The sequence below is a fragment of the Stenotrophomonas testudinis genome, from assembly GCF_024499815.1.
Lineage (GTDB): Bacteria > Pseudomonadota > Gammaproteobacteria > Xanthomonadales > Xanthomonadaceae > Stenotrophomonas.
On record NZ_JAMOKY010000003.1, the window covers coordinates 187,998 to 212,385 of the forward strand.

Sequence of the window (24,388 nt, forward strand, 5' to 3'; positions counted from 1 at the left end):
CTTCCAGAAGAGTCTTCCCGTACTCGTCCGTCTTGTCCTCGATCGCCTTGACGATTGCGAGTTCGATCAAGATCATCGACGATCAGGGGCTGTAGGCTGACAAGGCCCGCTCCAAGTACCTCATTGGGCTGGGCACGGGAAGCCGGGTGGTTACCGCCTGTTCGATGCTGTTGTTCTACGAAGTGGCAATGGTCCTGGTCATCGGGTTCGGGCTGCGGTTGATCCTGTGTCTGCTGCTTGAGCAGACCAAGCAACTGTTCCAGAGGTGGTAGTTCTATGGAATAGGCACAATGTTCTTCACGGCTGTACTGGCGGCCATGGTGTCTATTGCCCTGGATATGGTCATTCGAGTATCCGCTTCCTTCTGGACCACTGCACTCGTCAACAAGTATCTATTGGGCCTCTCAAACAACGGCATGGGCGCTCAAGCAATGCAGCAAGGCGGCATGGGCCTCATTCTCACAACCTTGATCCTGACTGCGCCCCCCCAATGGCTGCGATGTTCTTCCAGGGAACACTGGGAGGCTTCATGGCATATTCGCAGATAGGCGGTGGCGCGAGTGCTTCGCCGAGCGCTGTTGGTCGTCCGCCGGGTAGGTCGGCACCGCCGCCGGCGGTATTGGAATCGTCCGGTACGCACACGACCTGTGGTCAACATTACGATATGGGGAAGGTCTTTGATGGCAGTGGCGGGCGTGGTTCTGCGATCCCCGGACAGCGCGGTGCAGCTACCTCGAACCAAGGAAACTAGGAACTGATCCGATGAAGCTTGGGAATCTCAAAAAAGCACTTTGTACGTCAATCCTGCTGTTTGGATCATTGTCTGTCAGCTCCGCATTTGCGGAGGGGCGATGCCCTCCAGGCCAGTACCCGATTGGCGATCAGGGTGTTGGTGGGTGTGCTCCCATCCCTGGTGCCGGGCAGGGTGCGCCGGCAGAGAATCCTGGGCATTGGGTGAAGACATGGGGCGCTGTCGCGAGCTCTCCTACCGGTGATGCTGGGTCAGCCACGGGGCATCAGGCCAAGGGATCCGCTGAGCGACAAGCGCTCGAGCGATGTGGCTTTGGCGGTGCCACAGATTGTCGGGTCGTCTTTACTTACTACAATCAATGCTATGCCGCAGTTGGTGCAGCACGTCCACACAATGGTGTGAAGTTCAGCACGGGCGCAACCAAACAGCAGGCGCAGGAGCGGGCAATCCAGGACTGTAAGGGCACCGGAAGCCAAGAGTGCACGGTGATTCATTCGGACTGCACCAAGGCATTCTTCCAAGAAGGTTGACTCTAGGCGCGTGCCCACCTGATGGGATCGACGCAACTGCTCTGGAGCTCAGAGTTGCTGTTGGGCGCCTAGCCCGGGAGCCTGCAGATGTTGCGTGACACAGGACAAATGAACTCAAGGAAGCGCTGGTTGGGATGAGCTCGTTCCGTTTGATCGGAAGTCCTTTGATATTCTTTGTATTGGTGTGCGCTGCTAGCGTCGAGCTAGCGGCGGCCGAGGGTCGTTGCCTCCTAGGGCAGTATCCGATTGGAGATCAGGGTGTGGGCGGCTGCGCGCCCATTCCCGGTACAGGTCAGTCGGCTAGTGACAGCACGCCAACGCGGAGGTGGGAGAAGCGATGGGGTGCCATCGCTTACCACGCGACTCAGGACCGCCAAGGGACGGCTGCAATTGGCGTGGCGGAGTCGAAGAGGACCGAGGCCGAAGCAAGAAGCGCCGCTCTTGAGGAATGCAGGAAACTTGGTGGTCTGTAATGCCAGGTTTTGCTTGCATATCACAACCAGTGCGCAGCGTTGGCGGGGCCCACCATCGAACAACTCAGCCTCTGGGGAGGGGTGCTGAGGGCAGCCGGCGCCGGCAGTCTTGAGAAAGCAAAAGCCAACGCACTGAGTGACTGTGAATCGGCGGAGGGCGGACAAACCTGCATTCTGGTGTGTTCGGCATGCGCTGTTCCCGAGTTTTTTGATAATTGATTCGGATGACCCGCAGGATTGTCAGCCCGTAATTGAAACCAGCGAGCCACTGATGACTGTAGGCGATCTTTCGAAGCGTTTCTGTCTGGCGCTCCTTCTGCTGGCAGGACTGCACATCCGTTCGGCGTTGGCGGAAGGGTGCTGCCCTCCGGGCCAATATCGGACTGGTGATCAAGGGGTAGGTGGCTGTGCTGCCATCCCCGGCGCCGGGGAGAGCGCATCGGAGGAAAATTCCGGGTATTGGGTCAAGACATGGGGAGCGGTTGCCAGCTCTCCTGACGGCGACGCGGGCTCTGCAACCGGCCATCGAGCCAAGGCTGCCGCCGAGCGGCAGGCCGTGTGGTCAGACGCTGGACCGAATCATACGTCTTTGTGTCGGGGCACGAGTGTGGGTGGAGCAATTCATTTTACTGTGGGTGTGTAGAAAATGAGTAGAACGGATTCTTTCAAGCACCAGTGGATCTTCATCTGGTGCTGATGGCTGGCGCGCTGCCCTTCGGTGCCCTGGCAGAAGGCAACTTCCCTTCCGGTATGTATCCGATAGGAGGCCAGGGTGTGCAGGGCTGTGCTCCCATTCCCGTCAGCAGCACTGGATCGGCCTACAACAACCGTCCCAACTGGGGGCAGACGGTCGCCGGCATGGTGATGGACTTCCGTGGCGACACCTTCATCAGCAACTCGATGCGATCACGCGGCAAGGCCAAGCGCGCGGCCATCAAGGAGTGCAAGGCGTTCGGCAAGGGAGAGTGCTCGCTGGTGACGCTGTTCGAAGCGCAGTGCGTGGCCGTCGCCCACGCGGGACTGGACAATGGGACGACCAGCGTCGTCGCAGCGATGTCAGAGCAGGGTGCGGTGATCGTTGCCCTGCAGCGGTGCGCAGGCAAGGCGGGCTGGAAGAAGGTGCCGCAGGATCAGTCTCGGATCGCCAAGAGTGCTTGCAGGGACGATCTCTACATCAAGTAGGCCTGCGTTCACGATGGGACGGTTTTTTTGTGATCAACCGCGCTTTTCATATCGCGCGCCCTTAGACGCATCGAACCTGCGCGCGGTAAGCTCTTGTGCGTCAGAAAAATGACGCGCCAGTACTGCCGACTGCAGGAGCTTTCCCGTCCATGAGGACTGTGCCCGCCCGCCCGACGGGTGACGCTTGCCAGCTTCCCCGATGCGCCACAGCCGGCGCTATGATCCGCCATGGCAGTCGACGCGGCGTTTTCGAAGGAGTGGCTGGGGATGGAGAAGGGGACTGGCGCGCACATGGACGATGCCCTGGCATTTGTTCCCTCCGGCGCGAACCTGCTGGAAGCCGTGCGCGGCGAGCGCAATGGCGAGGGCGTCGAGTACCAGTTGCTGGTGATCGACCAACCGTCTCCGGAAGGGCTGTCGCCCGGCCAGCACGGCCCCAACCGGGTGCTGCTGTTGCTGCGCGGTGATGGTGGTGGCCGCTGGCAGCTGGCCGCGCGCAACGACACGCTGGTGCCGTGTTCGACCCGCGGTGGCCTGGCGGGGGATCCTTTTGCGTATGCAATGGTAGAGGAAGACACGTTCAGCGTGATCACCAACGGTGGCAGCCGCCAACGCTGGAGCAGTACCTACACCTTCCGCTTTGCCCCGGCGGAGAGTGCGTGCTGGGTCGATGCGGTGCGCCGCAAGGTCGTGGACATCGAGACCGAGGCGACCGACATCCGCGAATTCTCGGCAAAGGAACTGGGGCGCGTGCGGTTCGAGGACTTCGACCCGGCCACGGTCGCCGAGGTCTCGCTGCCATGAGCCAGGTTTCAACCGGCGGGACGGAATCCGCGCTGATGACGATCCAGGAGTTGCACCGTGTCGACGGATAGAGAGTCGCAGCTGCTGCGGCAGGCGACGGATGCCGGCATTGATTCCCCCCGCGAGCTGGCCAACTTCATGGCGCAGGCGGGGCACGAGTCGCGTGGCCTGAGCCGCCTCAACGAGAGCTTCAACTACACCCGGGCGACCTCGCAGATTCCGGTGGAAGCGGCGTGGCGCAGTGGTAATGACGCGCTGGAATCGGCGCGCCAGGAAGCACTGCGTGGACGTCCGAATGACCTGGCCGAGCTGATGTATGGCGGCCGCCTGGGCAACGATGCTCCGGGCGATGCCTTGAAGTACCACGGGCGCGGCTACCTGCCGCTGACCGGCAAGGACAATTACGAGCGCGCGGGCAAGGCGCTGGACCTGGATCTGGTGAACCAGCCGGAACTGGCCGCTCAGCCCGAACACGCCGCCCGCATCGCCGTGTGGCAATGGCAGACCCGTGTGCCGGAGCATGCGCGTGAGAACGTGCGTGAGGCGACGTATGCCATCAACGGTGCGATGAACGGCGTCGAGGATCGGCTGCGCCGCTTCGATGCGTGGCAGCAGAAGCTGACCCCGGACGTGATGCAGCGGCTGGCGCATGGCGACGTGGGCGAGCAGGCATCATTGGGCCAGGCGCCCGGTCAGCCTGGTGCTGCCGGTAACCGGCTGTTCGATGACGCGCGCACGCAGCTGCAGCAGCTGGGACCACGCAGTGGCCTGCAGTCGGACCGGGAACTGGACAATGCCGCCGGTGCGCTGGCTGTGAGCGCGCAGAAGGCCGGCCTGCAGCAGATCGATCACGTGGTGGCCGGCAACGATGGCCGCATGCTGTTTGCGGTACAGGGCACGATGGGCGACCCGGCGATGCTGCGTGCCTCGGTCGATCGCGCGCAGGCCGCGCAGCAGCCGTTGGAACAGAGCAGCCAGCAGCTGGCTGCCGCGCAGGACCGCGAGCAGGAACAAGCAGTCAGCCGTGAACAGGAGCAGCAGCGCTCCCGTTCGATGTGAGGCCGGCTTGGCCGCCCTATGTCGGCCGGGCAGACGTGCTCAGGCGTGCAGCGGGCGCGCGTGCTGCTGCGACTGCTCCAGCGCTACGTCCTGTGCCTGGCGCTGCTGAGCGGCCAGCTGCTCCACGCGCTGGCTGCTCTGCTCCAGCGGCGTGTTCATCCCCGCAGCGGTATCGACTGACACGCGCAGGTGACCCGGGTCACCGCCCTGGCCCTGCACCGCGAAGCTGCGCGACGCATCATTGCTCATCACCACCTCGTCGATGCGCTGGCCGCCGGCCGCGTGCATTTCTGCCGCCAACGAGCCAGCCAGGCGTTCGCTGCCGGCATCCGGTGTGCGGCCCACGCGCGCGTCCTGCGCGTGCACGCCGCGCAGTGCATCGGTGTACAGCGGGTTGCCGACATGGTCGGGGTGGGCCAGGCTGGCGCGACCTTCCTTTGCCGCGTCGCGCGCTTCGGGTTCGCCGGCCTGCAGCGGCCCGCGCGCAGTGTCGTACAGGTCGTAGAGGTTGCCGGTGATGCCACGCGCGCCGATGGTGATACCGCGGCGTATGCGGATGACATCGTCGCGGTACTCATTGATCATGTTCGCGTTCTGCCGCGCAAGCTTCTGGCTTTCCGGCTTGTTCAATACCGAATCGTTGCCGAGGAAGTTGTCCAGCTGGTGCGAGCTCAGCGAGGACGCCGCCGCGCCTACCGCGCTGTCGGGGATGAGCATGCGGAAGCGGCTGTTGCTGAAGCCCCAGTTGCCCAGCGTGTCGATCTCCTTTTCGGTGGCGTACATGCGCACCTGGCCGAAATGCTGGGAGGCTGAGCTCACCGGGTCGGCGGCCATGACGTGGTTGATCAGGTTGTCGCCGCCTTCGGGAACGCGGTACGTCAGGCTGACCGCGCCATAGGCGTTGAAGGTCTCGCCCTTGAGGTTGAAGTGGTGCGCGGAGACCTGCGCCAGGGTGCCGCCCAGCGAGTGGCCGGTGACGGTCACCTCCGGCGTGTGGCCGAGATCGCGGCCTTGCTTGTTGGCGTACTCGAGTGCGCGACGGGTCAGCTCCAGCGCGTCGTCGGCCTGCAGATTGCGGCGCATCACCACCATGCCGGCATCGGTGAGCAGGCCATCGCGCACGATCTGGTCGGTGCCGCGGTGCGCCACCACGATCTCGTCGGTGTCCACGCGCTGGTAGATCGTGCCCTGGTAACCGGTGAGGCGGTTGTTGACGTGCTCCAGCACACGGTACGGGTGGCCATTGAGCGGGACCGGTTGTTCCTGGCCGGGCGCGTGGCGGCCCACCCGTTCGTCGCGGTAGGCATCCCTGGAGAGTGCGGCGTAGTCCTGGCTGGCAAGGGTCACGGGCGCACCTCGTTGGCAGTCAACGAGGCGGAGAACAGCTGGTCGCGCAGCTCGGCGCGGAAGCGGCTGGGATCCTGCTGGCCGGTAGCGCCGTAGTCGGGCAGTTCGGCCACGCGGGGATAGTCGCCACGCAGGTAGTGCCGGGTCTCGGTCTGCCCCTGCACGAACGGCTCGGCGCCGAGGAAGGACAGGAAGCGTGTCTCGCCGTTGGCGCCGGTCGCCTTGAGCATCGCCCCGGCACCGCTGAACACCCAGTTGCAGACGCCGCGACCGTAGTAGTCCTCGTCGAGCATGCGGTCCAGGTAGACGGTGCCGCGGTATTCGTCATCGGCCACCTTGCGCAGGGTCACCGGTTCTTGGCTGGTGATGCGCGCAGCCACGCCGGTTTCCGGTTCGATGTAGCCGCACTGTTCCTCGTTGCTGACGTCGTACTGGGCAACGCCTTCGACGAAGGCGAAACCGCCCGGTGCGTTCTGCAGCTTCAGCACCAGTTCGTAGGCCCGGCTGGGCGACGGGTTGAGCTTGGCCAGGCCACGCCCTCCCTGGGCGACATCGGCGGCGGCGGGGCCGAGTTCCTGGGTCATGGCGATCTCCGTTCGGCAGGCAACCAGCATCAGCAGCAGTGTGCCCGGCAGCAGCAGGGTGCTGCGCCATCGGGCGCTGGAAGCGGTGGGTGGAAAGCAGGGATGACAGGTCATAAGGCGACCTGTCGAAGGACGTTCCTGGTCATGGCCGGTGCGACGGGAAAACACGATAGGTTTCCGTTCCTTGGCAGCAGGACGTCTCGATTATGGGACGGCTTCTTGACGATATTCCACCGTTTCTCCGGTGAATGTGCCGGGATATTGGCATTTTCCGTCGATGGATCAGCCGAATCGTGATGGGGTTGGTCAATTCACATTGGTGACTCAGGCCGCTGTGTGCCGCACGCGCGCATTGCAGGCATGCTTGTCACCACCCCTCACTCCGCGTTCGAACGTGCCATGACCTACGCCATCCGTGCTGAAACGCCGGCCGACATCGCGGCCATCCATGCGGTGACGGCGGCAGCCTTCAAGGACGCGGCGCACAGCAGCTACACCGAGCAGTACATCGTCGATGCACTGCGCGAGCGCGGCGAACTGGTGGTCTCGCAGGTGGCGGTGCGGGACGGGCAGGTGATGGGCCACGTGGCGGTGTCGCCGGTGGCGATCAGCGATGGCAGCGAGGGGTGGTTCGGCCTGGGGCCGATTTCAGTGGACCCGCCGCATCAGGGGCAGGGTGTCGGCGCTGTGCTGATGCAGGCTGCACTGGATGCATTGCAGGCCATCGGTGCGCGCGGCTGCGTGCTGCTGGGCGAGCCGGCCTATTACGGCCGCTTTGGCTTCCGCTGCGTGCCGGGTCTGGTGCTACCCGCGGTGCCAGCGGAGTATTTCCAGGCGCTGTTGCTGCAGGCGCCGATGCCGCGTGGCGAGGTCAGTTACTCGCCCGCGTTCGAGGCCGGCCCGCCCGGCTAGTACGCGGGCGGGCAAGCGGTGCTGCAGTCAGGGCGCGCGCCAGGGCGTGGGTTCCGGTTCCGGCGGCGGAATGCGGTCGCCGCCGATGTATTCCAGCAGGGTATTGGTGCGGCGCTGTTCGGCCAGCAGTTCGCCCAGCAGGCGGCGCACGCCGAAGATTGCGAATGGCACCAAGACCCAGATGATCGCGAGTGCCAGCGTCACCAGCGTTGCAAATACACTTCCACCCATGTCGTGTTGCTTCCTGCAGTGAAGGGGCATCGACACTAGCATGCCGGTGCGCCCACGCTGGCATCAGCCGCCGTGGCGCAGATGGATGAGCGGGTAGGGGCGGCCCTGCGAATCCACCTCTGAACGCCCGGTTTCGACAAAGCCCATGCGCAGGTAGAAGCCCAGCGCCTGCGCGTTCTGTGCGTTGACGTCGGTGGTCAGCGTGCTGTGCTGGGCCAGTGCGCGCTCGACCAGTTGCCGGCCGATGCCCTGGCCATGCACCTCCGGGTCGATGAACAGTGCTTCCATATGGCTGCCATCAAGCAGCATGAAGCCCTGCGGGCCATCCTCGACGTCGACGGCCAGCAGCAGCGGCGCCTGTGGCAGGAAGCCGACCACTTCGGCATCGATGGCGCGGCGATCCTCAGCGCTGAGGAAATCGTGGGTGGCATCCACGGCGCGGCGCCATAGATCGACAACAGCATCGCCGTCGGAGGCGCGCGAGGGACGGAGTGTGTTCATGGACGTGCTCAAGGTGCTGCGGAACGCCAGTCTAGCGGTGCAGGCCCCTGCGGGTCGGCGTTGGCCGAAGCGCGCTACACTGCCGCCGCGTGAACTGCCTGACGCCGAGAACCCTCATGACCGACACCCTGGGCGTGCCTGTGCACGACGCCGACGAACACTGGATGCGCCACGCGCTGGCCTTGGCCGAACGCGCGCAGCACGAGTTCGACGAGATTCCGGTGGGCGCGGTGCTGGTGGGCGCCGATGGCCAGCTGCTGGGCGAGGGCTGGAACCTCAACATCGCCTCGCACGATCCCAGCGCGCATGCCGAGATCGTGGCGATGCGCGAGGGGGGGAAGGCGCTGGCCAACCACCGGCTGATCGGCAGCACCCTGTACGTGACGCTGGAGCCGTGTGCGATGTGCGCCATGGCCATCGTGCACGCGCGGGTGGCACGGCTGGTCTACGGTGCCAGCGACCCCAAGACCGGCGCCTGCGGCAGCGTGTTCAACCTCTTGGGCGATGACCGCCACAACCACCGGGTGGAGATCCACGGCGGCGTGCTGGCCAAGGAGGCCAGCCTGCGCCTGACCAATTACTTCCGGGCCAAGCGTGGCAAGCCGCCGCTGCTGCTGCAAGACCATGCCGGCGAGGCCTGAGCAGCGAAAGGGTATGATGGGCGCCTCTTTCCTTTTCCGGTGGGCGTCCTGCCTGCCCAGCAACGAGGCGACACGATGGTGGAGAACGGCGCGGCCAACGAGCGACTGATCTGGATCGACCTGGAAATGACCGGGTTGGATACCGACAACGATTCGATCATCGAGATCGCCACCGTGGTCACCGATGCCCAGCTGAACGTGCTGGCCGAAGGCCCGGAATTCGCCATCCACCATTCGCTGGAAACGCTGGAAGCGATGGACGAGTGGAACCGCAACCAGCACCGTCGTTCCGGTCTGTGGCAGCGCGTGCTGGACAGCACCACCACCCTGGCCCAGGCCGAAGCGCAGACCGTGAACTTCCTGGCGGAGTGGATTCCGGCCGGCGTTTCGCCGATGAGCGGCAACTCGATCTGCCAGGACCGCCGCTTCCTGCACCGGCAGATGCCGCGCCTGGAAAAGTACTTCCACTACCGCAACCTGGACGTGTCCACGGTGAAGGAACTGGCCAAGCGCTGGGCGCCGACGGTGGCTGCCGGCCTGGCCAAGAACAGCAACCACACCGCGCTGAGCGACGTGCACGACTCGATTGCCGAGCTGCGCCACTACCGCCAGTTCATGGGCGCGCTGTCGGGCCTGCCGACCGCCTGATCGGCAGTGCCGGCCGCTGGCCGGCACCGCTGCGCCGAAGCGAAGCGCTTTGCCTCAGGGATACCAGTTCGGCCCGTAGGTTGGCGCACCGTCGTGCACGTCGAACGGTCGCGCGCACTCGAACTGAATGTTCCGGCAGCCATTGGGGCATGAGCGTTGCGCGACTTCCTGGGGCAGCTCCATTACATCGGTACCCAGCACGACTTCAAGCTGGCTGGTGTCCCTGTGGACCATCGCATAGGCGCACTGCTCGTTTGTCACCCTGGCGACGATCTCGCATTTCTGTCCGCTGCGCTTGTTGCAGGCTTTCAGTGCCTGCCTGTCGGATGCTCTTTCCTTGTGCTGGCGAACGCTCCAGCCCATCACCAGGCCATCTGGCGAGCGCGCATAGCTGATCCAGCGCGGAACCATCTTCACTGACTGGATGTAGGGGGGCGGCGCGTTGCTGCCGCCGCTGTCACCGGCGCCCGGGATCGGGGCGCACCCCAGGACACCATTGGCGCTGCCGATGGGGTACTGCCCCGGCGGGCAGCGGCCTTCAGCCTTGGCGTGTTGTGAAATGCCCAGCCCAGCCAGGAAGAGGGTACAGAGCAGCAGCAATCGTACGTGCATGGCGCGTCCTTGTGATGATTCATCCAGGCCGCTCGGCAGATGGGGCGGCTTTGGCGACCATAGCCCCGCGCCCACGTGACCACCACCAGACGTTCAACTGGCCGGCGCTATGATCGGCCCCATGAACGAGCCCATCCTGCTGCCCCGCGATATCGCCCACGATGCCCAGGACTGGGCCGACCTGCAGCGGGCGGTCGTCCTGCTGGAAGCGCCGACGATCACCGCGCGCATGGCCAATCTGGTCGGTACGCCGCTGGAGTTCGCGGTGAAGGCCCTGCCCAAGTCCATTTCCGGGCGCATCCATGGTGCGGTCGAGGCGGCACTGTCGAAATCCGCGCAGGCCGCGCTGTGGAGCATGGGCAATACGCCGGGCAAATCGGCCTCGACCCGCTGGCACAAGCTGGCGGCGGCCACGTCCGGTGCGGTGGGCGGTGCGTTCGGCTTCGCCGCGCTGTTCATCGAGCTGCCGGTGTCGACCACCATCATGATGCGCGCCGTGGCCGACGTAGCCCGCAGCGAGGGCTTCGACCTGGCCCACTTCAGCACCCGCCAGGCCTGTCTGGAGGTGTTCGCGCTGGGTGGCAACTCGCCGCGCGACGATGCCAGCGAAACTGGCTACTACCTGGCCCGTGGCTTCACCACCGATGTGATGCGCCACCTGTCTGCCGAGCTGGCCGGGCGCGTGGTGACCGGCCGCGACCTGACTCTGGGCGTGGCACCAAAGGAGGCCGGCAAGCTGCTGGCCAAGCTGGTGGAGAAAGTGGCCGCGCGCTTCGGCGTGGTGGTAACCGAGAAGTTCGCCGCGCAGGCGGTGCCGATCGTGGGTGCTGCGGCTGGCGCCACCCTCAATACGATGTTCACCGACTACTACCAGGACATGGCACGCGGTCATTTCATCGTGCGCCGGCTGGAGCTGAAGTACGGCGAGGATGTGGTGCGCACCTGCTATGACCGGGTGGCTCATGGTGCGTTGAAGATCGAGCCGACGCTGTAACCGGGGTCTGCAAACGGGGTCAGAGCCCTTACCTGCGGAAAGGGATCCGCCCCCCGCCTCCACCCTTGCCTCCACGGCACAACTGTTTTGCCCATCCGCGCCTGTTGCGGGCCACGCCTCATCCCCATTCTTGCGGGCAGTCCCGCCGCAAGAGAATGCGCCATGTTGTTCACCCCCCACACTCTGGGCCCGCTGTTGCTGCCCAACCGCATCGTGATGCCGCCGATGACCCGTTCGCGGGCAGCCGCCGGCAACGTCGCCACCGCACAGATGGCGGAGTACTACGCGCAGCGCGCCGGTGCCGGCCTGATCGTCAGCGAAGGCACCCAGATCAGCCCGCAGGGGCAGGGCTATGCCTGGACCCCGGGCATCCACAGCGAGGAACAGGTGCAGGGCTGGCGGCAAGTGACCGATGCGGTGCATGCGGCCGGTGGCCGCATCTACGCGCAGCTGTGGCACGTCGGTCGCGTCTCCCATGTCGCCCTGCAGCCCGATGGCGCGGCGCCGGTCTCGTCCTCGGCGCTGCTGGCCGAGGGGGTGAAGGTATTCGTCGACCCGACCGGCGCCGGCCCCGAGGCGGGCGTGGGCGAGATGATCCAGCACTCGATGCCGCGTGCGCTGGCCGAGAGCGAGATTCCGGGCATCATCGCCGACTACGCGCAGGCCACCCGCAATGCGCTGGCCGCAGGCTTTGATGGTGTGGAGCTGCACGGCGCCAATGGCTACCTGATCAACCAGTTCATCGATTCGCAGGCCAACCAGCGCACCGACGGCTACGGTGGCGCACTGCAGAACCGCCTGCGCTTCCTGCGCGAGGTGGTGCAGGCGGTGGTGGCCGTGGCCGGGGGCGAGCGCGTCGGCGTGCGCCTGGCGCCGCTGACCACGCTGCAGGGCGCGGTGGATGATACGCCGCAGGCGACCTACCTGGCCGCCGCGCACCTGCTGGGCGAGCTGGGCGTGGGCTACCTGCACATCGCCGAGGCCGACTGGGAGGATGCGCCGCTGATGCCGGTCGCGTTCAAACAGGCACTGCGCATGGTCTACCCGGGTACGCTGATCTACGCCGGCAAGTACACCGCCGAGCGTGCCGAGCGGGCGCTGGCCGGGGGCTGGGCGGACCTGATCGGTTTCGGTCGGCCGTTCATCGCCAATCCCGACCTGCCGGAGCGGCTGCGGGTGGGCGCGGAATTGAATGCGCCGGATCGCGCGACGTATTTCGGTGGCGGCGCCGCCGGGCTCATCGATTACCCGGCGTTGGAAGAGGCCGCGGAGGCCTGACGCCGATCGGTGGTGGATGCCGATCGCGCCGGGCCATGCCCGGTGAGCGCACCGCGCGGCATCAACGAACTCCGCCGGGCATGGCCCGGCGCTACCTCGACAATCAGGGCTTGTCGCGCACCAGCGCATCGGCCTCGACCACGCCGCCGTCCTTGCCATGCAGGTACAGGTGCATGTCCTGCTGCGGGTAGGGAATGTTGATGCCGGCGTTGTCGTAGCCCAGCTTGATCTGTTCCAGCAGGGTGACCTTGGTGCCGAACTGGTCGGCCGACTTCGTGAAGCAGCGGATGCCCAGCTTGATCGCGTGGTCGCCCAGTTCGTACACCACCACGTCCGGCTCGGGCGAGGGCAGCACGCGGCTGTCGGCCTTCATCAAGGCGATGGCGGTTTCGCGTGCCAGCTGGATGTTGTCTTCGTAGCCGATGCCGATCACCAGTTCGACGCGGCGGGTCGGCTCCGCGGTGAGGTTGATGATCGGCGCGGCGGTGATCAGCGTGTTGGGGATGGTGGTGTGCTGGTTGTCGGCGCCGGTGATGACGGTCTGGAAGATGCGCACTTCGCGCACGGTGCCGGTCTGCCCGGCCACGGTCACCACATCGCCTACGCGAAATGGACGCAGGGTCACCAGCATCACCCCGGAGGCAATGTTGGACAGCGAGTCCTTCAGGGCCAGGCCGACGGCCAGGCCGGCGGTGCCGAGCACGGCCAGCAGCGGGGTGATCTGCACGCCCAGCGTGCCGATGGCCAGCACCACCACGATCACCAGCGAGGCGGCATAGACCACGTTGCGCAGGAAGCTGCCCAGCATCGGGTCCATGCCCATGCGCGAGGTCGCGCGCGGCAGCGCATTGGACAGGCGTCGTGCCACCCACATGCCGACCAGCAGCACGACGATGGCCGCCAGCAACGGTACGCCGTAGGTTTCCAGCAGGCGTTCCCAGTCGAGCGAATGGAACCAGGACGTGGCGGCGGGGACGGGCGGGACGGCAGCGGCGGTCATGCGGGCTCCTTTGCAGCGATGGTCATGGCGTGTGCAGACGCCAGAAACAGGCACGCCCCGCAGAGGCGGGGCGTGCGTGCAGCTGCAGTATGGGCGGACGCCAATGAAAGCGACGTCAGCCCATCAACGGATTAACCGTTGGCCTTGTGCTTGGCCAGGCGCAGCCAGGTGTCGACCACGGTGTCCGGATTCAGCGACAGCGACTCGATGCCTTCCTGCATCAGCCACTCGGCCAGATCCGGGTGATCGGACGGGCCCTGGCCGCAGATGCCGACGTACTTGCCCTTGGCGCGCGCGGCCTTGATGGCCATCGACAGCAGCTTCTTCACCGCCGGGTTACGTTCGTCGAACAGGTGCGCGACGATGGACGAATCGCGATCCAGGCCCAGGGTCAGCTGGGTCAGGTCGTTGGAACCGATCGAGAAGCCGTCGAAGATCTCCAGGAACTCATCGGCGAGCAGTGCGTTGGACGGCACTTCGCACATCATGATGATCTTCAGGCCGTTCTCGCCCTGCTTCAGGCCATTCTGGGCCAGCACCTCAACGACCTTGCGACCTTCTTCCAGTGTGCGCACGAACGGGATCATGACCCACAGGTTGTCCAGGCCCATCTCATTGCGCACGCGCAGCACGGCCTTGCACTCCAGCGCGAAGGCGGCCGAGAAGCTCGGGTCGACGTAACGGCTGGCGCCGCGGAAGCCGATCATCGGGTTCTCTTCGTGCGGCTCGTAGCCGCTGCCGCCGATCAGGTTCGCGTACTCGTTGGACTTGAAGTCCGACAGGCGCACGATCACCGGATTCGGTGCGACCGAGGCAGTCAGGGTGGCGATGCCTTCGGCCAGACGGTCCACGTAGAAGCCGACCGGATCGGAATAACCGGCGATCTTCTCGTCGATCTTCTTCTTCGTCGCGGCGTCCTGACGGTCGTATTCCAGCAGCGCATTGGGGTGGATGCCGATGTGGCTGGCGATGATCATTTCCAGGCGGGCCAGGCCGATGCCGGCGTTCGGCAGCTGCCCGAAGTCGAAGGCACGTTCCGGGTTGGCCACGTTCATCATGATCTTCAACGGTGCCGGCGGCATGTTGCCCAGATCGGTGGTGGTGCGCTCGAAATCGAGCTTGCCTTCGTAGATGAAGCCGGTATCGCCTTCAGCGCAGCTGACGGTGACCTGCTGGCCATCTTCGATCACCTTGGTGGCGTTGCCCGAACCGACCACGGCCGGCACGCCCAGCTCGCGCGCGATGATCGCGGCGTGGCAGGTGCGGCCACCACGGTTGGTGACGATGGCCGAAGCGCGCTTCATCACCGGCTCCCAATCGGGGTCGGTCATGTCGGCGATCAGCACGTCGCCCGGCTGCACGCGGTTCATGTCTTCCAGCGTCTTGACCACGCGGGCGGTGCCCGAGCCGATCTTGGCGCCGACGGCACGGCCTTCGGCCAGCACGTTGCCGCCCTTTTCAGTCAGCGCGAAGCGCTCGATCTGGGTGGCGTGGCTGCGCGACTTCACCGTTTCCGGGCGGGCCTGCACGATGAACAGCTTGCCGCTGACACCGTCCTTGGCCCACTCGATGTCCATCGGGCGGCCGTAGTGCTTTTCGATGACCAGCGCCTGCTTGGACAGTTCCTGCACGTCCTCGTCGCTGATGGAGAAGGTGCTGCGCAGTTCGACCGGGGTGTCCTCGATCCTGACGCGCTCGCCGGGGACATCCGAATACACCATGCGGATCGCCTTGCTGCCGAGCGAGCGGCGCAGGATCGCCGGCTTGCCGGCCTGCAGGGTGGGCTTGTAGACGTAGTACTCGTCCGGGTTGACCGCGCCCTGCACGACCATTTCGCCCAGACCGAACGACGAGGTGACGAACACCACGTCGCGGAAGCCGGACTCGGTGTCCAGGGTGAACAGCACGCCGGAGGAACCGACGCCCGAACGCACCATCAGCTGCACGCCGGCGGACAGGAACACGTCCTCGTGCTTGAAGCCGTGGTGCACGCGGTAGGCGATGGCGCGGTCGTTGTACAGCGAGGCGAACACTTCCTTGACCTTGTGCACGACATCGTCGGCACCGGTGACGTTCAGGAAGGTTTCCTGCTGGCCGGCGAAGGACGCATCGGGCAGATCTTCGGCGGTGGCCGAGGAGCGCACTGCAACGGCCACTTCGCCGCCGCCGTTCTCGTCGCACAGCTGCTGGTAGGCGCTGCGGATGTCCTGGTCCAGCTGCGGCTGCAGCGGGGCATCGATCACCCAGGTGCGGATTTCCTTGCCGGCCGCGGTCAGCGCGTTGACGTCTTCGACGTCGAGCGTGGCCAGCTTGTCGAAGATGCGCTTTGACAGGTCGTTGTGGGCAATGAAGTCCTTGAAGGCTTCAGCGGTCGTGGCGTAACCGCCGGGGACGGAGACCCCCAGACCGGCAAGGTTGCCGATCATTTCGCCCAGCGACGAATTCTTGCCGCCTACGCGGGCCAGATCGCCCAGACGCAGTTCGTGCAACCACAGGATGTTCTCGTTCAAGCGCGATGCTCCGTTTGGCCATCGCCCGAGGCGGGCTGAATGGCCGCGTCCGTAGGAAGAAGCCGATATGATGCAGGTCGCAGTACCGTCGGCACAAGCTTGTGCTGCAACCATTTTCAGCTTCAGAGGGGTGAAAACCGCGTATGTCGACCATCCGTCCGGTGTTCTACGTTTCCGATGGAACCGGTATCACCGCTGAAACCATTGGGCATAGCCTGCTCACGCAGTTCACCGGGTTCAGCTTCATCACTGATCGAATGTCGTTCATCGACGACCCCGAAAAAGCCCGGGAAGCGTGTGTCCGGATCCAGGCAGCGGGGGAGCGGTACCAGGTCCGGCCCATCGTGGTGAACTCCTGCGTCGACCAGAGCCTGAGCCTGATCCTGGCCGAAAGCGGGGCCCTGATGCTGGACGTGTTCGCCCCGTTCATCGAGCCGCTGGAGCGTGAACTGGCCAGCCCGCGCCTGGCCCGGGTCGGCCAGGCCCACGGCATGGTGGACTTCGAGACCTACCATCGCCGCATCAACGCGATGAACTTCGCCCTGACCCACGATGACGGCATCGCGGTGAATTACGACGATGCGGACGTGATCCTGGTGGCGGTGTCGCGCGCCGGCAAGACGCCCACCTGCATCTACCTGGCCCTGCATTACGGGGTGCGCGCGGCCAATTACCCGTTGACCGACGAGGATCTGGAGAGCGACCGCCTGCCGCCGCGGTTGAGAAACTATCGTCGGAAACTATTTGGCCTGACCATCGATCCGGACCGGCTGCAGCAGATCCGCCAGGAGCGCCGCCCGAACTCGCGTTACGCCAACCTGGACACCTGCAAGCGCGAGGTGGCTGCGGCCGAGGTGATGTTCCAGATGGAACGGATCCCGACGCTGAGCACCACCCACACCTCGATCGAGGAGATTTCCAGCAAGGTGCTGGGCACGTTGGGGCTGCAGCGCGAGATGTATTGACTGCCCCCCCTGTAGAGCCGAGCCCACGCTCGGCTGATCTTCGGCCAGACTCCGGCGGCCCAGCCGAGCGTGGGCTCGGCTCTACAGGCATGAGCGCTGTCGGCGGGTTGGCGGCGTTTGAACGTCCCCCCTTTGGCCGGGGCCATGCAGCCCCCACGTTGTATGGCCAACGTGTAGGATCGACCCATGGCCCACGCCTCGCCCCGCACCGAACGCATTCCCCGCCTGAGTCGGCTCAGCTGGCTGATGGGCCTGTATGCCGAGAATTACCGGCATCTGGTGCGCCTGTTCGCCCCGGCCGAACTGACCGCTGGCAGCTACGTCTCCTCGGTCGGCGACGGCTTGAACGTGCGCCTGGACGTCATCGAGTGCCACCGCTATACGGTGGAGCTGCGCCTGACCTACGACCTGGCCGACCCGGTGACCGGCGAGCCGGACCCCTCGGCCTATGTGCGCCTGTACCGTGACGCCCGCCAGGCCGAGACGACCCACTGCTACGTGGGCCGCCGCTGGCAGGACACGATGGGCCTGTACCCGCCGCCGGCCGAGCTGATCAGCCACCGCATGCGGATGAACACCTTCCTCGGCAAGTGGCTGGAATACCTGGCCGAGCGCGGCCACGGCGTGGCCACCCTGCGCCGTGACCCGGAAGGCAGCGTCGCGCTGCCGGCCGAGCGCCGCCTGTCGCTGGTGCGCTGATCGGCCATAATCCGGGGCTGACCTGCCGCTGGATGCACACCCATGCCGTATACCCCAATCGTCGCCACCCTGGGCTATGTGCTCTCGCCCGATCGTCGCCAGGTGCTGATGATCCACCGCAACACCCGCCCCGGTGACCTCCACCTGGGCAAGTACAACGGCCTGGGCGGCAAGGTTGAACCGACCGAGGACGTGGCCGCCGGCATGCGCCGCGAGATCGCCGAGGAAGCGGGCATTGACTGCACGGCCATGCGCCTGCGCGGCACCATCAGCTGGCCGGGCTTCGGCAAGCATGGCGAGGACTGGTTCGGCTTCGTGTTCGTCATCGATAGCTTCGAGGGCAGTCCGCACGGCGGCAACCACGAAGGCACCCTGGAGTGGGTGGACGTGGACAAGCTGGACACGCTGCCGATGTGGGAAGGCGACCGTAATTTCCTGCCACTGGTGTTCGACGCCGACCCGCGGCCGTTCCACGGGGTGATGCCGTACCGGGACGGGCGCATGCAGAGCTGGGCGTTCAGCCGCCTCTGAGGCGATTGGGGCGCCGCTGCGCTCGCCCGGCATGGCCCGGCGCTACCGATGCAGCTGTCTCCGGGTAGCGCTGGGCAATGCCCGGCGGATTTTCGGCCCGCCTCCTCCAGGTAGCGCCGGGCCACGCCCGGCGGATTGTCGGCGCGGCGGGGTGGCTCAGCGCCGGTGCGCCAGCAGCAGGTGGAAATGCTTGTCGCGCGACTGCCCGTCGTTGCCGGTGGCTGTCTCCCGGTGGCTGCGCCAGGCCGAGACGTTGAAGCCGGACACCCGCAGCGCCAGCTCCACGGCATCGAGCTCATGCAGCTGGAAATCGGCAGCGAACGGCAGGCTGCGCATGAAGCCGGCATCGCCGAAGGCCAGGCACAGGCGGCCGCCGCGGCAGAGCACGCGCGCCAGTTCGCCCAGCACCGGGGCCAGGTTCGGCCAGAAATACAGCGTGTTGACCGCCAGTGCGGCGTCCACCGAGGCGTCGGCCACCGGCAGCACGTGGGCATCGCCGTGGCGCAGGGCAGCGCGATCGGCCAGGCCGGCACCTGCCAGATGATGGTTGCCGGCATCGACCATCGCCGTGGACAACTCGATGCCCAGGTAGCGGCTGCCGTCCGCCTGCAGCAGCAGGGGCGCGTAGGCCGCATTGCCCGGGCCGATCTCCAGTACCTGTTCGCCCGGCGCCACCGCCAGCAGGGTGATGGCGGCGCGGTTGAGCTCGCCGTTGCTGCGGTTCATCGATTCGCCCACGGCCAGTGCGGCTTCGCCGTGGGGGTGCCGCAACTGCGCGGCCAGGGTGCGTGCGTCCAGCATCGACAACGTCCATGAAGAAGGAATCGGACGTGGCGTCGGCGGGTCCGCCGGTGACCATAGCGCCGGGTCAGTGGATTGGGAAGTAGGAAAACCCCGCGTCGAGGTGATCAGCAAATGGCCAGCGTCGCAGCCCTTGAGACCAGGTTGTCCACAGGGGGTGTGGATTACGCGTGGGCAACTTTGTGGATAAGCCGCGACAGGCTCCACCCCCCTAGGCTGTCAAGATGGGTGGCGAAAAATTCACCGCCGGTGATGAGGGGTGACGTACGGGTGAAGGCCGGCTGATGCCAACGCTGTCACCGGCGGCGGCGCTCGCGGTACCCTGTCTGCCTTGATGCCCCGTGAGACCCCATGAAACGTCATTTCTCGATGCTGCGTGAGTTCCAACTGGCGGACTGGTTCACCCTGGCCAACGCCTTCTGCGGCACCGGGGCGGTATTTGCCGCCATGCGCTTCCTGCAGGACGGCGAGCGTGGCTACCTGATGTTCGGCATGGCGCTGATCCCGCTGGCCTTCATCTTCGATGCCCTCGACGGCCGCATCGCGCGCTGGCGCAAGTCCAGCTCCACTCTGGGCCGCGAGCTTGATTCGCTGTCGGATGTGATCTCCTTCGGCGTGGCCCCGGCGGCGCTGGCCTATGCCTGCGGCATGCAGGGCGGCTGGGACTGGCTGGTGCTGAGCTACTTCGTCTGCTGCGGCGTCAGCCGCCTGGCCCGCTACAACGTCACCGCCGAGGCGATGTCCGGCGACGAGGGCAAGGTCAAGTACTTCGAGGGCACGCCCATCCCGACCAGCCTGGCGCTGGTGATCGTGTTGGCCATTGCTGCCGGCACCGATGCCATCGGCCACGACCTCTGGTTCGGCCAGTGGCAGCTCGGCCCGTGGCAGCTGCACCCGATGGTGCTGCTGTTCGCGCTGTCCGGCTCGCTGATGATCAGCAAGACCCTGCACATTCCCAAGCCATGACCCAGCCCAGCGGAGGCCCGCGATGACCAGCTCGGCCCACGACGCCGGCAGCAGCGATTTCGAGAACCTGTCCCGCCAGTACTTCGGCGCCTGGGGCGATGCCCTGCGCCATGCCGCTACGGCGGGGGCACCGGCCGGCGATGACCCGGGCAGCTGGCAGCGCCTGTTCGACTGGTGGGCCCAGCTGCTGCCCGAACAGGGACAGGGCGCGCCGGAAGATGCGCTGCGCCGCTTCCGCGAGCAGGCCGGGAGCTGGTACGGCACCATGCAGGAAGTGGCCGCACGATTCGCCGGCCGCGATGCCAGCAGTGCCGACGTGGCCCAGGCCTGGCGCGAAGCCGTGCAGGGGCAGGGCGACGGCATGCTGCAGTGGATGCTGCAGGGTGCACGCGGCAGCACCCAGGCCGGTGCCGCGCTGCCCGAGTTCGCCGCGTGGCTGCAGCAGTGGCAGGTGCAGGCCGGCCCCTGGCTGCAGAGCCCGGCCTTCGGCCCCGGCCGTGAGCACCAGGCGCGCTGGCAGACCCTGCTGCGCGCGCAGGAGGAATACCAGCAGCATTCGCGCGCCTACGTGGACCAGATCAAGCAGGCGCTGGAAGAGGCCTTCGATCTGTTCGAAAAGCGCCTGGCCGAGCACGAACAACCGGGCAGTCAGTTGACCAGTGCGCGGGCGATGTTCGACCTGTGGATCGAGGTGGCCGAAGAGGCCTACGCCAAGGTCGCCCTGTCCGAGGCGTTCCAGCAGGTCTACGCCTCGCTCGGCAACGCGCAGATGCGCCTGCGTGCCGGCCTGCAGCGCGAGGTCGAGCAGGTGAGCGAGCGCATCGGCCTGCCCACGCGCAGCGAGATGGATGCCGCCCACCGACGCATCGCCGAGCTGGAGCGCAGCCTGCGCCGCCTGCAGGCGCAGGTGGCCGTGCTGGTCGGGACCGCCGAGGTCGACCCGGTGGCACAGCCCGCGCCGGCCAGGGTGAAGCCGGCCGCACGCAAGCCCGCGAAGAAGGCCGCGCCGGCGAAGAAATCCGCTGCGCCCAAGCCGCCTGCCAAGAAGGCGGCAACAGAGAAGACGCCGGCGAAGCCCGCCTCACGCCGCACCACCGCGCGGAAATAACGACCGATGAAAGGACCGCTGGGCTTCAACGCCGATGACCTGATGCAGGAAACCCTGGCCATGCAGCGCAAGCTGATGGAAGGGCTGAAGCTGCTGCCGCAGGTAGAGGACGTGGACTATGGCGCCACTGCGCGCGAGGAAGTCTGGCGCGACGGCAAGGTGGTGCTGTACCGCTTCGTGGGCGAGCAGGCGCCGACCCGCAGGCCGCCGCTGCTGATCGTCTACGCGCTGGTGAACCGGCCGTACATGGTCGACCTGCAGGCCGACCGTTCGCTGGTGCAGAAGCTGCTGGCGCTGGGCCAGGACGTGTACGTGCTGGACTGGGGCTACCCGGACCGCTCCGAGCGCTTCCAGACCCTGGAGGACTACCTGCTGCGCTACATCGATGGCGCGGTGGATGCGCTGCGCGCGCGCAGCGGTGGCCCGGTGGACATGCTGGGCATCTGCCAGGGCGGCGTGTTCGCGCTGTGCTATGCCGCGCTGCGCCGGCAGAAGCTGGGCAGCCTGATCACCATGGTCACCCCGGTCGATTTCCACACTGCCGACAACATGCTCTCGCACTGGGCGCGGCAGGTGGACGTGGACCTGCTGGTGGACACGCTGGGCAACATCCCGGCCGACTTGATGAATGCCAGCTACCTGATGCTCAAGCCGTTCCGCTTGAACGTGCAGAAGTACGTAGGCCTGCTCGACATCCTCGACGACAAGGCGGCGCTGGAGGATTTCCTGCGCATGGAGAAGTGGATCTTCGATTCGCCAGACCTGGCGGGCGAGGCGTTCCGTGACTTCATCAAGCAGTTCTACCAGGGCAACGGGCTGGTGAACGGCACGGTGCGGATCGGCGAGGAAGCGGTGGATCTGTCGCAGGTGACGCTGCCGGTGCTGAACATCTACGCCGAGCAGGACCACCTGGTGCCGCCGGATGCCTCGCGCGCGATGCGCGGGCGCCTGGGTACCGACGACTACACCGAATCCAGTTTCCGCGGCGGGCATATCGGCATCTACGTGTCCGGCCGCGCGCAGCGCGAAGTGCCGGCGACGATCGATGGCTGGCTGAAGGCCCGCGACCTGTAGGGTCGAGCCATGCTCGACTGCTTTGGGGGAATGATGACGTACCGTATTCCGCTGATCCTCGCCGCACTGCTGTCAGCGCCACTCGCCCACGCCGCGCCCGGCGCGCAGGCGCAGCGCGAGATCGCGCAGCTGATCGGCAGCCTCGATGGCGCGCAGTGCAGGTTCCAGCGCAATGGCAGCTGGCACGACGCGGCCGAGGCGCGTGCGCACCTGCAGCGCAAGTACGACTACCTGCTGAAAAAGAACAAGGTGGACAGCGCCGAGCAGTTCATCGAGCGCGCCGCCAGCCAGAGCAGCATGAGCGGCAAGGCCTATCGCATCCGGTGCCCGGGACAGGCTGAACAGACCGCCGCCGCCTGGTTCGGCGCCCGCCTGCAGGCCCTGCGTCAACGCACGCCGTAGACATACCCGCGGTGTAGAGTCGGGCCACGCTCGACTGCTCTTTCTGGTTCCCGAGGAGGTGCCACCATGAACACCACGCCACGCACGCTGTCGCGTTCGTTGAACGATCGGATGATCGCCGGCGTGATGGGCGGCATTGCCCATCGCTTCGGCTGGAACCCCACCCTGGTACGGATCCTGTTCGTGCTGGTTTCGATCGGTTCGGCCGCTTTCCCCGGCATCCTGGTCTACCTGATCCTGTGGCTGCTGATCCCGAACGAGGCCGATTGAACGCCGGCTCGCGGCCCTGGCCGGTCTGGCTGCGCGCGCTGCAGGTGCTGGGCGCGGCCTGGACCCTGCCAAATACGCTGATCGGCGTGATCGGCGGGCTGGCCGGCCTGCTGGGCGGGGCGAAGCTGCGCTGGAGCGGCCGCGATTGTGCGCTCATCTTCGACCACTGGCCGTGGGGGCCGGGCGGGGCGATCACCCTGGGCAACGTGATCCTGCATACCGGCCACGACTTGGGCATATCCTGCCGGACCTACGCGCACCAGGCGGGGTGGGGCGTGGAGCCGCTGATCCGGCTGGATGACCATGAGCGGGCGCACGTGTACCAGTACCTGGTGCTGGGCCCGCTGTACCTGCCGGTGTACCTGCTGTGCGGGGGCGTGAGTGCGCGTAATCCGTTCGAGCGGGCGGCGGATCACTACGCCCGGTTCGGGCATGGCTGGTGGCCGTAGTTTCCAGCCAATGGCGCAGCCCCTCGTGGCTGGGGCCGGTAGAGTCGACTGTCAGTCGACTGGCATTGCGAGTTGGGCCGGCGGGGTGGGTTCGATCCCGCGAACCCACCCCGCCCGGCCCCTGACAGTTGCCGTGCGTCCAGCCACGGAAAAGAAAAAGAACAGCAGAAGTGGGTCGCGCGCTGCGGTTGCTTGTGTGGAGCCGAGCTCGCGCACGGCTTGCCGTTGCCCCGCGAAAGGCAGCCGAGCATGGGCTATGCCGGTCGTCCTGACCGGCACCCTTCGGGCCGTCGCCATGGGCGACGTTGGCAGCGGCTCCTGCCGCTGCCATCGGCTCTACAGGAAGCAAAGAGCGGCCGGCCAGGCTGCTTTGCTTTTGATCCTCTTTTTCTTTTCCGTGGGTGGCGGACGCCGCAGCCATCTGGATGCCGCAGCCAAGCCCCCAGGGACGGGTTCACGGCGTCCCCCTCGAATCCGACCCGACCGCCCAGCGCGACGGTTTTGCGATTGATTGACCCACTTCCGCCACGCACGAGGGGCTGCGCCGTTGGCTGGAAACCCCCGTTTGTTAGTCGAAGGTTAAAGATCCGTAAGCGTTCTGCAGTGATCGGGCAGTCATCTGCATGCAACCGATCGTCATTAGCCTTCGTGACGTTCCAGTCAGCTTGGTCGCGGTAAGCTCTACCCCGATGAGCTCGCAAGTACCGCTCATCCTGTGCAGTACGCAGTAGCAATTTGGAGGAAGACATCACATGGCAATTGTTCTCTATGTCGGTGGTAGCAAGGATGGCGAGAAGGGCGTGGTGCCCTACGGCTTCAGCAAATCCCGCGCCGACACCGCGCTGGGGCCGGAGTTCTACACCGAGCGGTTCATGGAACTGCAGGGTGTCGGCAAAGTCCGGTTGATGGCCCTGGAAAGCCTGCGCGACGACATCGTCATGCAGCGCGCCGCCCGCCACTACCGTTGACCCCGTAACACGCGGCAGGGCGCGCCCATCATCGCGCGCCCGCGCCGGCATCCCAGCCCCCCTCGCCAGGATGCCGGCGTCCCGACCGGCCGCCGGAG

Annotated in this window: 30 protein-coding genes; 22 read left to right on the top strand and 8 right to left on the bottom strand. The window is 66.0% G+C overall.

The window, feature by feature from the left end:
* The first annotated feature begins 164 nt into the window (after positions 1–164).
* The 7 genes from NQ204_RS03515 to NQ204_RS03540 all read left to right on the top strand — a co-directional run bounded on the left by NQ204_RS03515 (position 165) and on the right by NQ204_RS03540 (position 4,799).
* The gene (locus NQ204_RS03515; protein ID WP_256643086.1) at positions 165–272 is read left to right on the top strand and encodes a type IV secretion system protein; all 108 of its coding nucleotides are present in this window, start codon (positions 165–167) and stop codon (positions 270–272) included.
* 18 nt (positions 273–290) lie between these two features.
* Positions 291–548, top strand: coding sequence for a hypothetical protein (locus NQ204_RS03520; RefSeq protein ID WP_256643087.1), 258 nt, complete (start codon positions 291–293; stop codon positions 546–548).
* 214 nt (positions 549–762) lie between these two features.
* On the top strand, positions 763–1,281 hold the full coding sequence (locus NQ204_RS03525) for a DUF4189 domain-containing protein (RefSeq protein WP_256643088.1): 519 nt from the start codon (positions 763–765) through the stop codon (positions 1,279–1,281).
* Between the two features lie 482 nt (positions 1,282–1,763).
* Positions 1,764–1,973 (top strand): DUF4189 domain-containing protein, encoded by a 210-nt coding sequence (locus NQ204_RS19650; protein ID WP_488192337.1) that lies wholly within the window; start codon positions 1,764–1,766, stop codon positions 1,971–1,973.
* A 477-nt stretch (positions 1,974–2,450) separates the two neighbouring features.
* Positions 2,451–2,936, top strand: coding sequence for a DUF4189 domain-containing protein (locus NQ204_RS03530; protein ID WP_256643116.1), 486 nt, complete (start codon positions 2,451–2,453; stop codon positions 2,934–2,936).
* 267 nt (positions 2,937–3,203) lie between these two features.
* Entirely contained in the window at positions 3,204–3,740 is a 537-nt protein-coding gene (locus NQ204_RS03535; RefSeq protein WP_256643089.1) for a hypothetical protein, read from the top strand.
* Positions 3,741–3,797: 57 nt separating this feature from the next.
* Positions 3,798–4,799 (top strand): XVIPCD domain-containing protein, encoded by a 1,002-nt coding sequence (locus NQ204_RS03540; protein WP_256643090.1) that lies wholly within the window; start codon positions 3,798–3,800, stop codon positions 4,797–4,799.
* A gap of 39 nt (positions 4,800–4,838) precedes the next feature.
* On the opposite strand, the gene NQ204_RS03545 is transcribed toward NQ204_RS03540, so the two are convergent.
* Positions 4,839–6,146, bottom strand: a complete 1,308-nt coding sequence (locus NQ204_RS03545; RefSeq protein ID WP_256643091.1) for an XVIPCD domain-containing protein — start codon at positions 6,144–6,146, stop codon at positions 4,839–4,841.
* The gene (locus NQ204_RS03550; RefSeq protein ID WP_256643092.1) at positions 6,143–6,730 is read right to left on the bottom strand and encodes a hypothetical protein; all 588 of its coding nucleotides are present in this window, start codon (positions 6,728–6,730) and stop codon (positions 6,143–6,145) included. The genes NQ204_RS03545 and NQ204_RS03550 overlap by 4 nt, the downstream gene beginning before the upstream one ends.
* A gap of 399 nt (positions 6,731–7,129) precedes the next feature.
* Here NQ204_RS03550 and NQ204_RS03555 point away from each other — a divergent pair, with 399 nt between their 5' ends.
* Entirely contained in the window at positions 7,130–7,642 is a 513-nt protein-coding gene (locus NQ204_RS03555; RefSeq protein WP_256643093.1) for a GNAT family N-acetyltransferase, read from the top strand.
* A gap of 27 nt (positions 7,643–7,669) precedes the next feature.
* On the opposite strand, the gene NQ204_RS03560 is transcribed toward NQ204_RS03555, so the two are convergent.
* Positions 7,670–7,873 carry a hypothetical protein gene (locus NQ204_RS03560; protein WP_256643094.1) on the bottom strand — a complete coding sequence of 68 codons (204 nt, stop codon included), beginning with the start codon at positions 7,871–7,873 and terminating at the stop codon, positions 7,670–7,672.
* A 63-nt stretch (positions 7,874–7,936) separates the two neighbouring features.
* A complete protein-coding gene (locus NQ204_RS03565; RefSeq protein ID WP_116862680.1) occupies positions 7,937–8,374 on the bottom strand; it encodes an acetyltransferase in 438 nt (145 codons plus the stop codon).
* A gap of 116 nt (positions 8,375–8,490) precedes the next feature.
* Here NQ204_RS03565 and tadA point away from each other — a divergent pair, with 116 nt between their 5' ends.
* Together tadA and orn are read left to right on the top strand one after the other, a co-directional pair.
* Positions 8,491–9,015, top strand: a complete 525-nt coding sequence (gene tadA, locus NQ204_RS03570; RefSeq protein WP_256643095.1) for a tRNA adenosine(34) deaminase TadA — start codon at positions 8,491–8,493, stop codon at positions 9,013–9,015.
* 75 nt (positions 9,016–9,090) lie between these two features.
* Positions 9,091–9,663, top strand: coding sequence for an oligoribonuclease (gene orn / locus NQ204_RS03575; protein ID WP_116862682.1), 573 nt, complete (start codon positions 9,091–9,093; stop codon positions 9,661–9,663).
* Between the two features lie 54 nt (positions 9,664–9,717).
* Here orn and NQ204_RS03580 read toward each other — a convergent pair whose 3' ends face one another.
* Positions 9,718–10,275: a DUF4189 domain-containing protein gene (locus NQ204_RS03580; RefSeq protein ID WP_116862683.1), complete on the bottom strand. Its 558-nt coding sequence runs from the start codon at positions 10,273–10,275 to the stop codon at positions 9,718–9,720.
* Positions 10,276–10,396: 121 nt separating this feature from the next.
* On the opposite strand from NQ204_RS03580, the gene NQ204_RS03585 reads away from it, so the two are divergent.
* On the top strand, positions 10,397–11,269 hold the full coding sequence (locus NQ204_RS03585; RefSeq protein WP_116862684.1) for an EcsC family protein: 873 nt from the start codon (positions 10,397–10,399) through the stop codon (positions 11,267–11,269).
* 162 nt (positions 11,270–11,431) lie between these two features.
* Positions 11,432–12,547, top strand: coding sequence for an alkene reductase (locus NQ204_RS03590; protein ID WP_256643096.1), 1,116 nt, complete (start codon positions 11,432–11,434; stop codon positions 12,545–12,547).
* Between the two features lie 103 nt (positions 12,548–12,650).
* Here NQ204_RS03590 and NQ204_RS03595 read toward each other — a convergent pair whose 3' ends face one another.
* Both NQ204_RS03595 and ppsA read right to left on the bottom strand, forming a co-directional pair.
* A complete protein-coding gene (locus NQ204_RS03595) occupies positions 12,651–13,547 on the bottom strand; it encodes a mechanosensitive ion channel family protein (RefSeq protein WP_256643097.1) in 897 nt (298 codons plus the stop codon).
* Positions 13,548–13,678: 131 nt separating this feature from the next.
* Positions 13,679–16,057: a phosphoenolpyruvate synthase gene (gene ppsA / locus NQ204_RS03600; RefSeq protein ID WP_256643098.1), complete on the bottom strand. Its 2,379-nt coding sequence runs from the start codon at positions 16,055–16,057 to the stop codon at positions 13,679–13,681.
* Between the two features lie 143 nt (positions 16,058–16,200).
* Here ppsA and ppsR point away from each other — a divergent pair, with 143 nt between their 5' ends.
* The 3 genes from ppsR (at position 16,201) to NQ204_RS03615 (ending at position 18,252) form a co-directional block, all read left to right on the top strand.
* Positions 16,201–17,022 (top strand): posphoenolpyruvate synthetase regulatory kinase/phosphorylase PpsR, encoded by an 822-nt coding sequence (ppsR, locus tag NQ204_RS03605; RefSeq protein WP_164074306.1) that lies wholly within the window; start codon positions 16,201–16,203, stop codon positions 17,020–17,022.
* A 186-nt stretch (positions 17,023–17,208) separates the two neighbouring features.
* Positions 17,209–17,721 (top strand): DUF1249 domain-containing protein, encoded by a 513-nt coding sequence (locus NQ204_RS03610; RefSeq protein WP_256643099.1) that lies wholly within the window; start codon positions 17,209–17,211, stop codon positions 17,719–17,721.
* A gap of 42 nt (positions 17,722–17,763) precedes the next feature.
* On the top strand, positions 17,764–18,252 hold the full coding sequence (locus tag NQ204_RS03615) for an NUDIX hydrolase (RefSeq protein WP_256643100.1): 489 nt from the start codon (positions 17,764–17,766) through the stop codon (positions 18,250–18,252).
* 156 nt (positions 18,253–18,408) lie between these two features.
* Here the strand turns inward: NQ204_RS03615 and NQ204_RS03620 are convergent, their stop codons facing one another.
* Positions 18,409–19,059 (bottom strand): class I SAM-dependent methyltransferase, encoded by a 651-nt coding sequence (locus NQ204_RS03620; protein ID WP_256643101.1) that lies wholly within the window; start codon positions 19,057–19,059, stop codon positions 18,409–18,411.
* Between the two features lie 345 nt (positions 19,060–19,404).
* Here NQ204_RS03620 and NQ204_RS03625 point away from each other — a divergent pair, with 345 nt between their 5' ends.
* The 7 genes from NQ204_RS03625 (at position 19,405) to NQ204_RS03655 (ending at position 24,290) form a co-directional block, all read left to right on the top strand.
* Positions 19,405–20,019 carry a CDP-alcohol phosphatidyltransferase family protein gene (locus NQ204_RS03625; protein WP_116862691.1) on the top strand — a complete coding sequence of 205 codons (615 nt, stop codon included), beginning with the start codon at positions 19,405–19,407 and terminating at the stop codon, positions 20,017–20,019.
* Between the two features lie 22 nt (positions 20,020–20,041).
* Complete coding sequence (gene phaE / locus NQ204_RS03630; protein WP_256643102.1) at positions 20,042–21,127, top strand: class III poly(R)-hydroxyalkanoic acid synthase subunit PhaE; 1,086 nt, start codon at positions 20,042–20,044, stop codon at positions 21,125–21,127.
* Between the two features lie 6 nt (positions 21,128–21,133).
* Positions 21,134–22,201: a class III poly(R)-hydroxyalkanoic acid synthase subunit PhaC gene (gene phaC / locus NQ204_RS03635; RefSeq protein ID WP_116862693.1), complete on the top strand. Its 1,068-nt coding sequence runs from the start codon at positions 21,134–21,136 to the stop codon at positions 22,199–22,201.
* Positions 22,202–22,234: 33 nt separating this feature from the next.
* The gene (locus NQ204_RS03640) at positions 22,235–22,603 is read left to right on the top strand and encodes a YfeK family protein (RefSeq protein WP_116862703.1); all 369 of its coding nucleotides are present in this window, start codon (positions 22,235–22,237) and stop codon (positions 22,601–22,603) included.
* A 66-nt stretch (positions 22,604–22,669) separates the two neighbouring features.
* Complete coding sequence (locus NQ204_RS03645; RefSeq protein WP_106468444.1) at positions 22,670–22,873, top strand: PspC domain-containing protein; 204 nt, start codon at positions 22,670–22,672, stop codon at positions 22,871–22,873.
* Positions 22,870–23,322 carry a hypothetical protein gene (locus NQ204_RS03650; RefSeq protein WP_256643103.1) on the top strand — a complete coding sequence of 151 codons (453 nt, stop codon included), beginning with the start codon at positions 22,870–22,872 and terminating at the stop codon, positions 23,320–23,322. The genes NQ204_RS03645 and NQ204_RS03650 overlap by 4 nt, the downstream gene beginning before the upstream one ends.
* Positions 23,323–24,074: 752 nt before the next feature.
* On the top strand, positions 24,075–24,290 hold the full coding sequence (locus NQ204_RS03655; RefSeq protein ID WP_025879252.1) for a hypothetical protein: 216 nt from the start codon (positions 24,075–24,077) through the stop codon (positions 24,288–24,290).
* Positions 24,291–24,388 lie beyond the last annotated feature (98 nt).

What these genes read in the sequence shown, in the direction of transcription:
- NQ204_RS03580 (WP_116862683.1), bottom strand. Translation starts at nt 10,275, where the DNA reads ATGCACGTACGATTGCTGCTGCTCTGTACCCTCTTCCTGGCTGGGCTG.
- NQ204_RS03625 (WP_116862691.1), top strand. Translation starts at nt 19,405, where the DNA reads ATGAAACGTCATTTCTCGATGCTGCGTGAGTTCCAACTGGCGGACTGG.
- tadA (WP_256643095.1), top strand. Translation starts at nt 8,491, where the DNA reads ATGACCGACACCCTGGGCGTGCCTGTGCACGACGCCGACGAACACTGG.
- NQ204_RS03615 (WP_256643100.1), top strand. Translation starts at nt 17,764, where the DNA reads ATGCCGTATACCCCAATCGTCGCCACCCTGGGCTATGTGCTCTCGCCC.
- NQ204_RS03585 (WP_116862684.1), top strand. Translation starts at nt 10,397, where the DNA reads ATGAACGAGCCCATCCTGCTGCCCCGCGATATCGCCCACGATGCCCAG.
- NQ204_RS03515 (WP_256643086.1), top strand. Translation starts at nt 165, where the DNA reads ATGCTGTTGTTCTACGAAGTGGCAATGGTCCTGGTCATCGGGTTCGGG.
- NQ204_RS03595 (WP_256643097.1), bottom strand. Translation starts at nt 13,547, where the DNA reads ATGACCGCCGCTGCCGTCCCGCCCGTCCCCGCCGCCACGTCCTGGTTC.
- phaC (WP_116862693.1), top strand. Translation starts at nt 21,134, where the DNA reads ATGAAAGGACCGCTGGGCTTCAACGCCGATGACCTGATGCAGGAAACC.
- ppsR (WP_164074306.1), top strand. Translation starts at nt 16,201, where the DNA reads ATGTCGACCATCCGTCCGGTGTTCTACGTTTCCGATGGAACCGGTATC.
- NQ204_RS03610 (WP_256643099.1), top strand. Translation starts at nt 17,209, where the DNA reads ATGGCCCACGCCTCGCCCCGCACCGAACGCATTCCCCGCCTGAGTCGG.
- NQ204_RS03530 (WP_256643116.1), top strand. Translation starts at nt 2,451, where the DNA reads ATGGCTGGCGCGCTGCCCTTCGGTGCCCTGGCAGAAGGCAACTTCCCT.
- NQ204_RS03525 (WP_256643088.1), top strand. Translation starts at nt 763, where the DNA reads ATGAAGCTTGGGAATCTCAAAAAAGCACTTTGTACGTCAATCCTGCTG.
- NQ204_RS03640 (WP_116862703.1), top strand. Translation starts at nt 22,235, where the DNA reads ATGACGTACCGTATTCCGCTGATCCTCGCCGCACTGCTGTCAGCGCCA.
- NQ204_RS03655 (WP_025879252.1), top strand. Translation starts at nt 24,075, where the DNA reads ATGGCAATTGTTCTCTATGTCGGTGGTAGCAAGGATGGCGAGAAGGGC.
- NQ204_RS03520 (WP_256643087.1), top strand. Translation starts at nt 291, where the DNA reads ATGTTCTTCACGGCTGTACTGGCGGCCATGGTGTCTATTGCCCTGGAT.
- NQ204_RS03565 (WP_116862680.1), bottom strand. Translation starts at nt 8,374, where the DNA reads ATGAACACACTCCGTCCCTCGCGCGCCTCCGACGGCGATGCTGTTGTC.
- NQ204_RS03590 (WP_256643096.1), top strand. Translation starts at nt 11,432, where the DNA reads ATGTTGTTCACCCCCCACACTCTGGGCCCGCTGTTGCTGCCCAACCGC.
- NQ204_RS03535 (WP_256643089.1), top strand. Translation starts at nt 3,204, where the DNA reads ATGGAGAAGGGGACTGGCGCGCACATGGACGATGCCCTGGCATTTGTT.
- NQ204_RS03555 (WP_256643093.1), top strand. Translation starts at nt 7,130, where the DNA reads ATGACCTACGCCATCCGTGCTGAAACGCCGGCCGACATCGCGGCCATC.
- NQ204_RS03645 (WP_106468444.1), top strand. Translation starts at nt 22,670, where the DNA reads ATGAACACCACGCCACGCACGCTGTCGCGTTCGTTGAACGATCGGATG.
- orn (WP_116862682.1), top strand. Translation starts at nt 9,091, where the DNA reads ATGGTGGAGAACGGCGCGGCCAACGAGCGACTGATCTGGATCGACCTG.
- NQ204_RS03560 (WP_256643094.1), bottom strand. Translation starts at nt 7,873, where the DNA reads ATGGGTGGAAGTGTATTTGCAACGCTGGTGACGCTGGCACTCGCGATC.
- phaE (WP_256643102.1), top strand. Translation starts at nt 20,042, where the DNA reads ATGACCAGCTCGGCCCACGACGCCGGCAGCAGCGATTTCGAGAACCTG.
- NQ204_RS03550 (WP_256643092.1), bottom strand. Translation starts at nt 6,730, where the DNA reads ATGACCCAGGAACTCGGCCCCGCCGCCGCCGATGTCGCCCAGGGAGGG.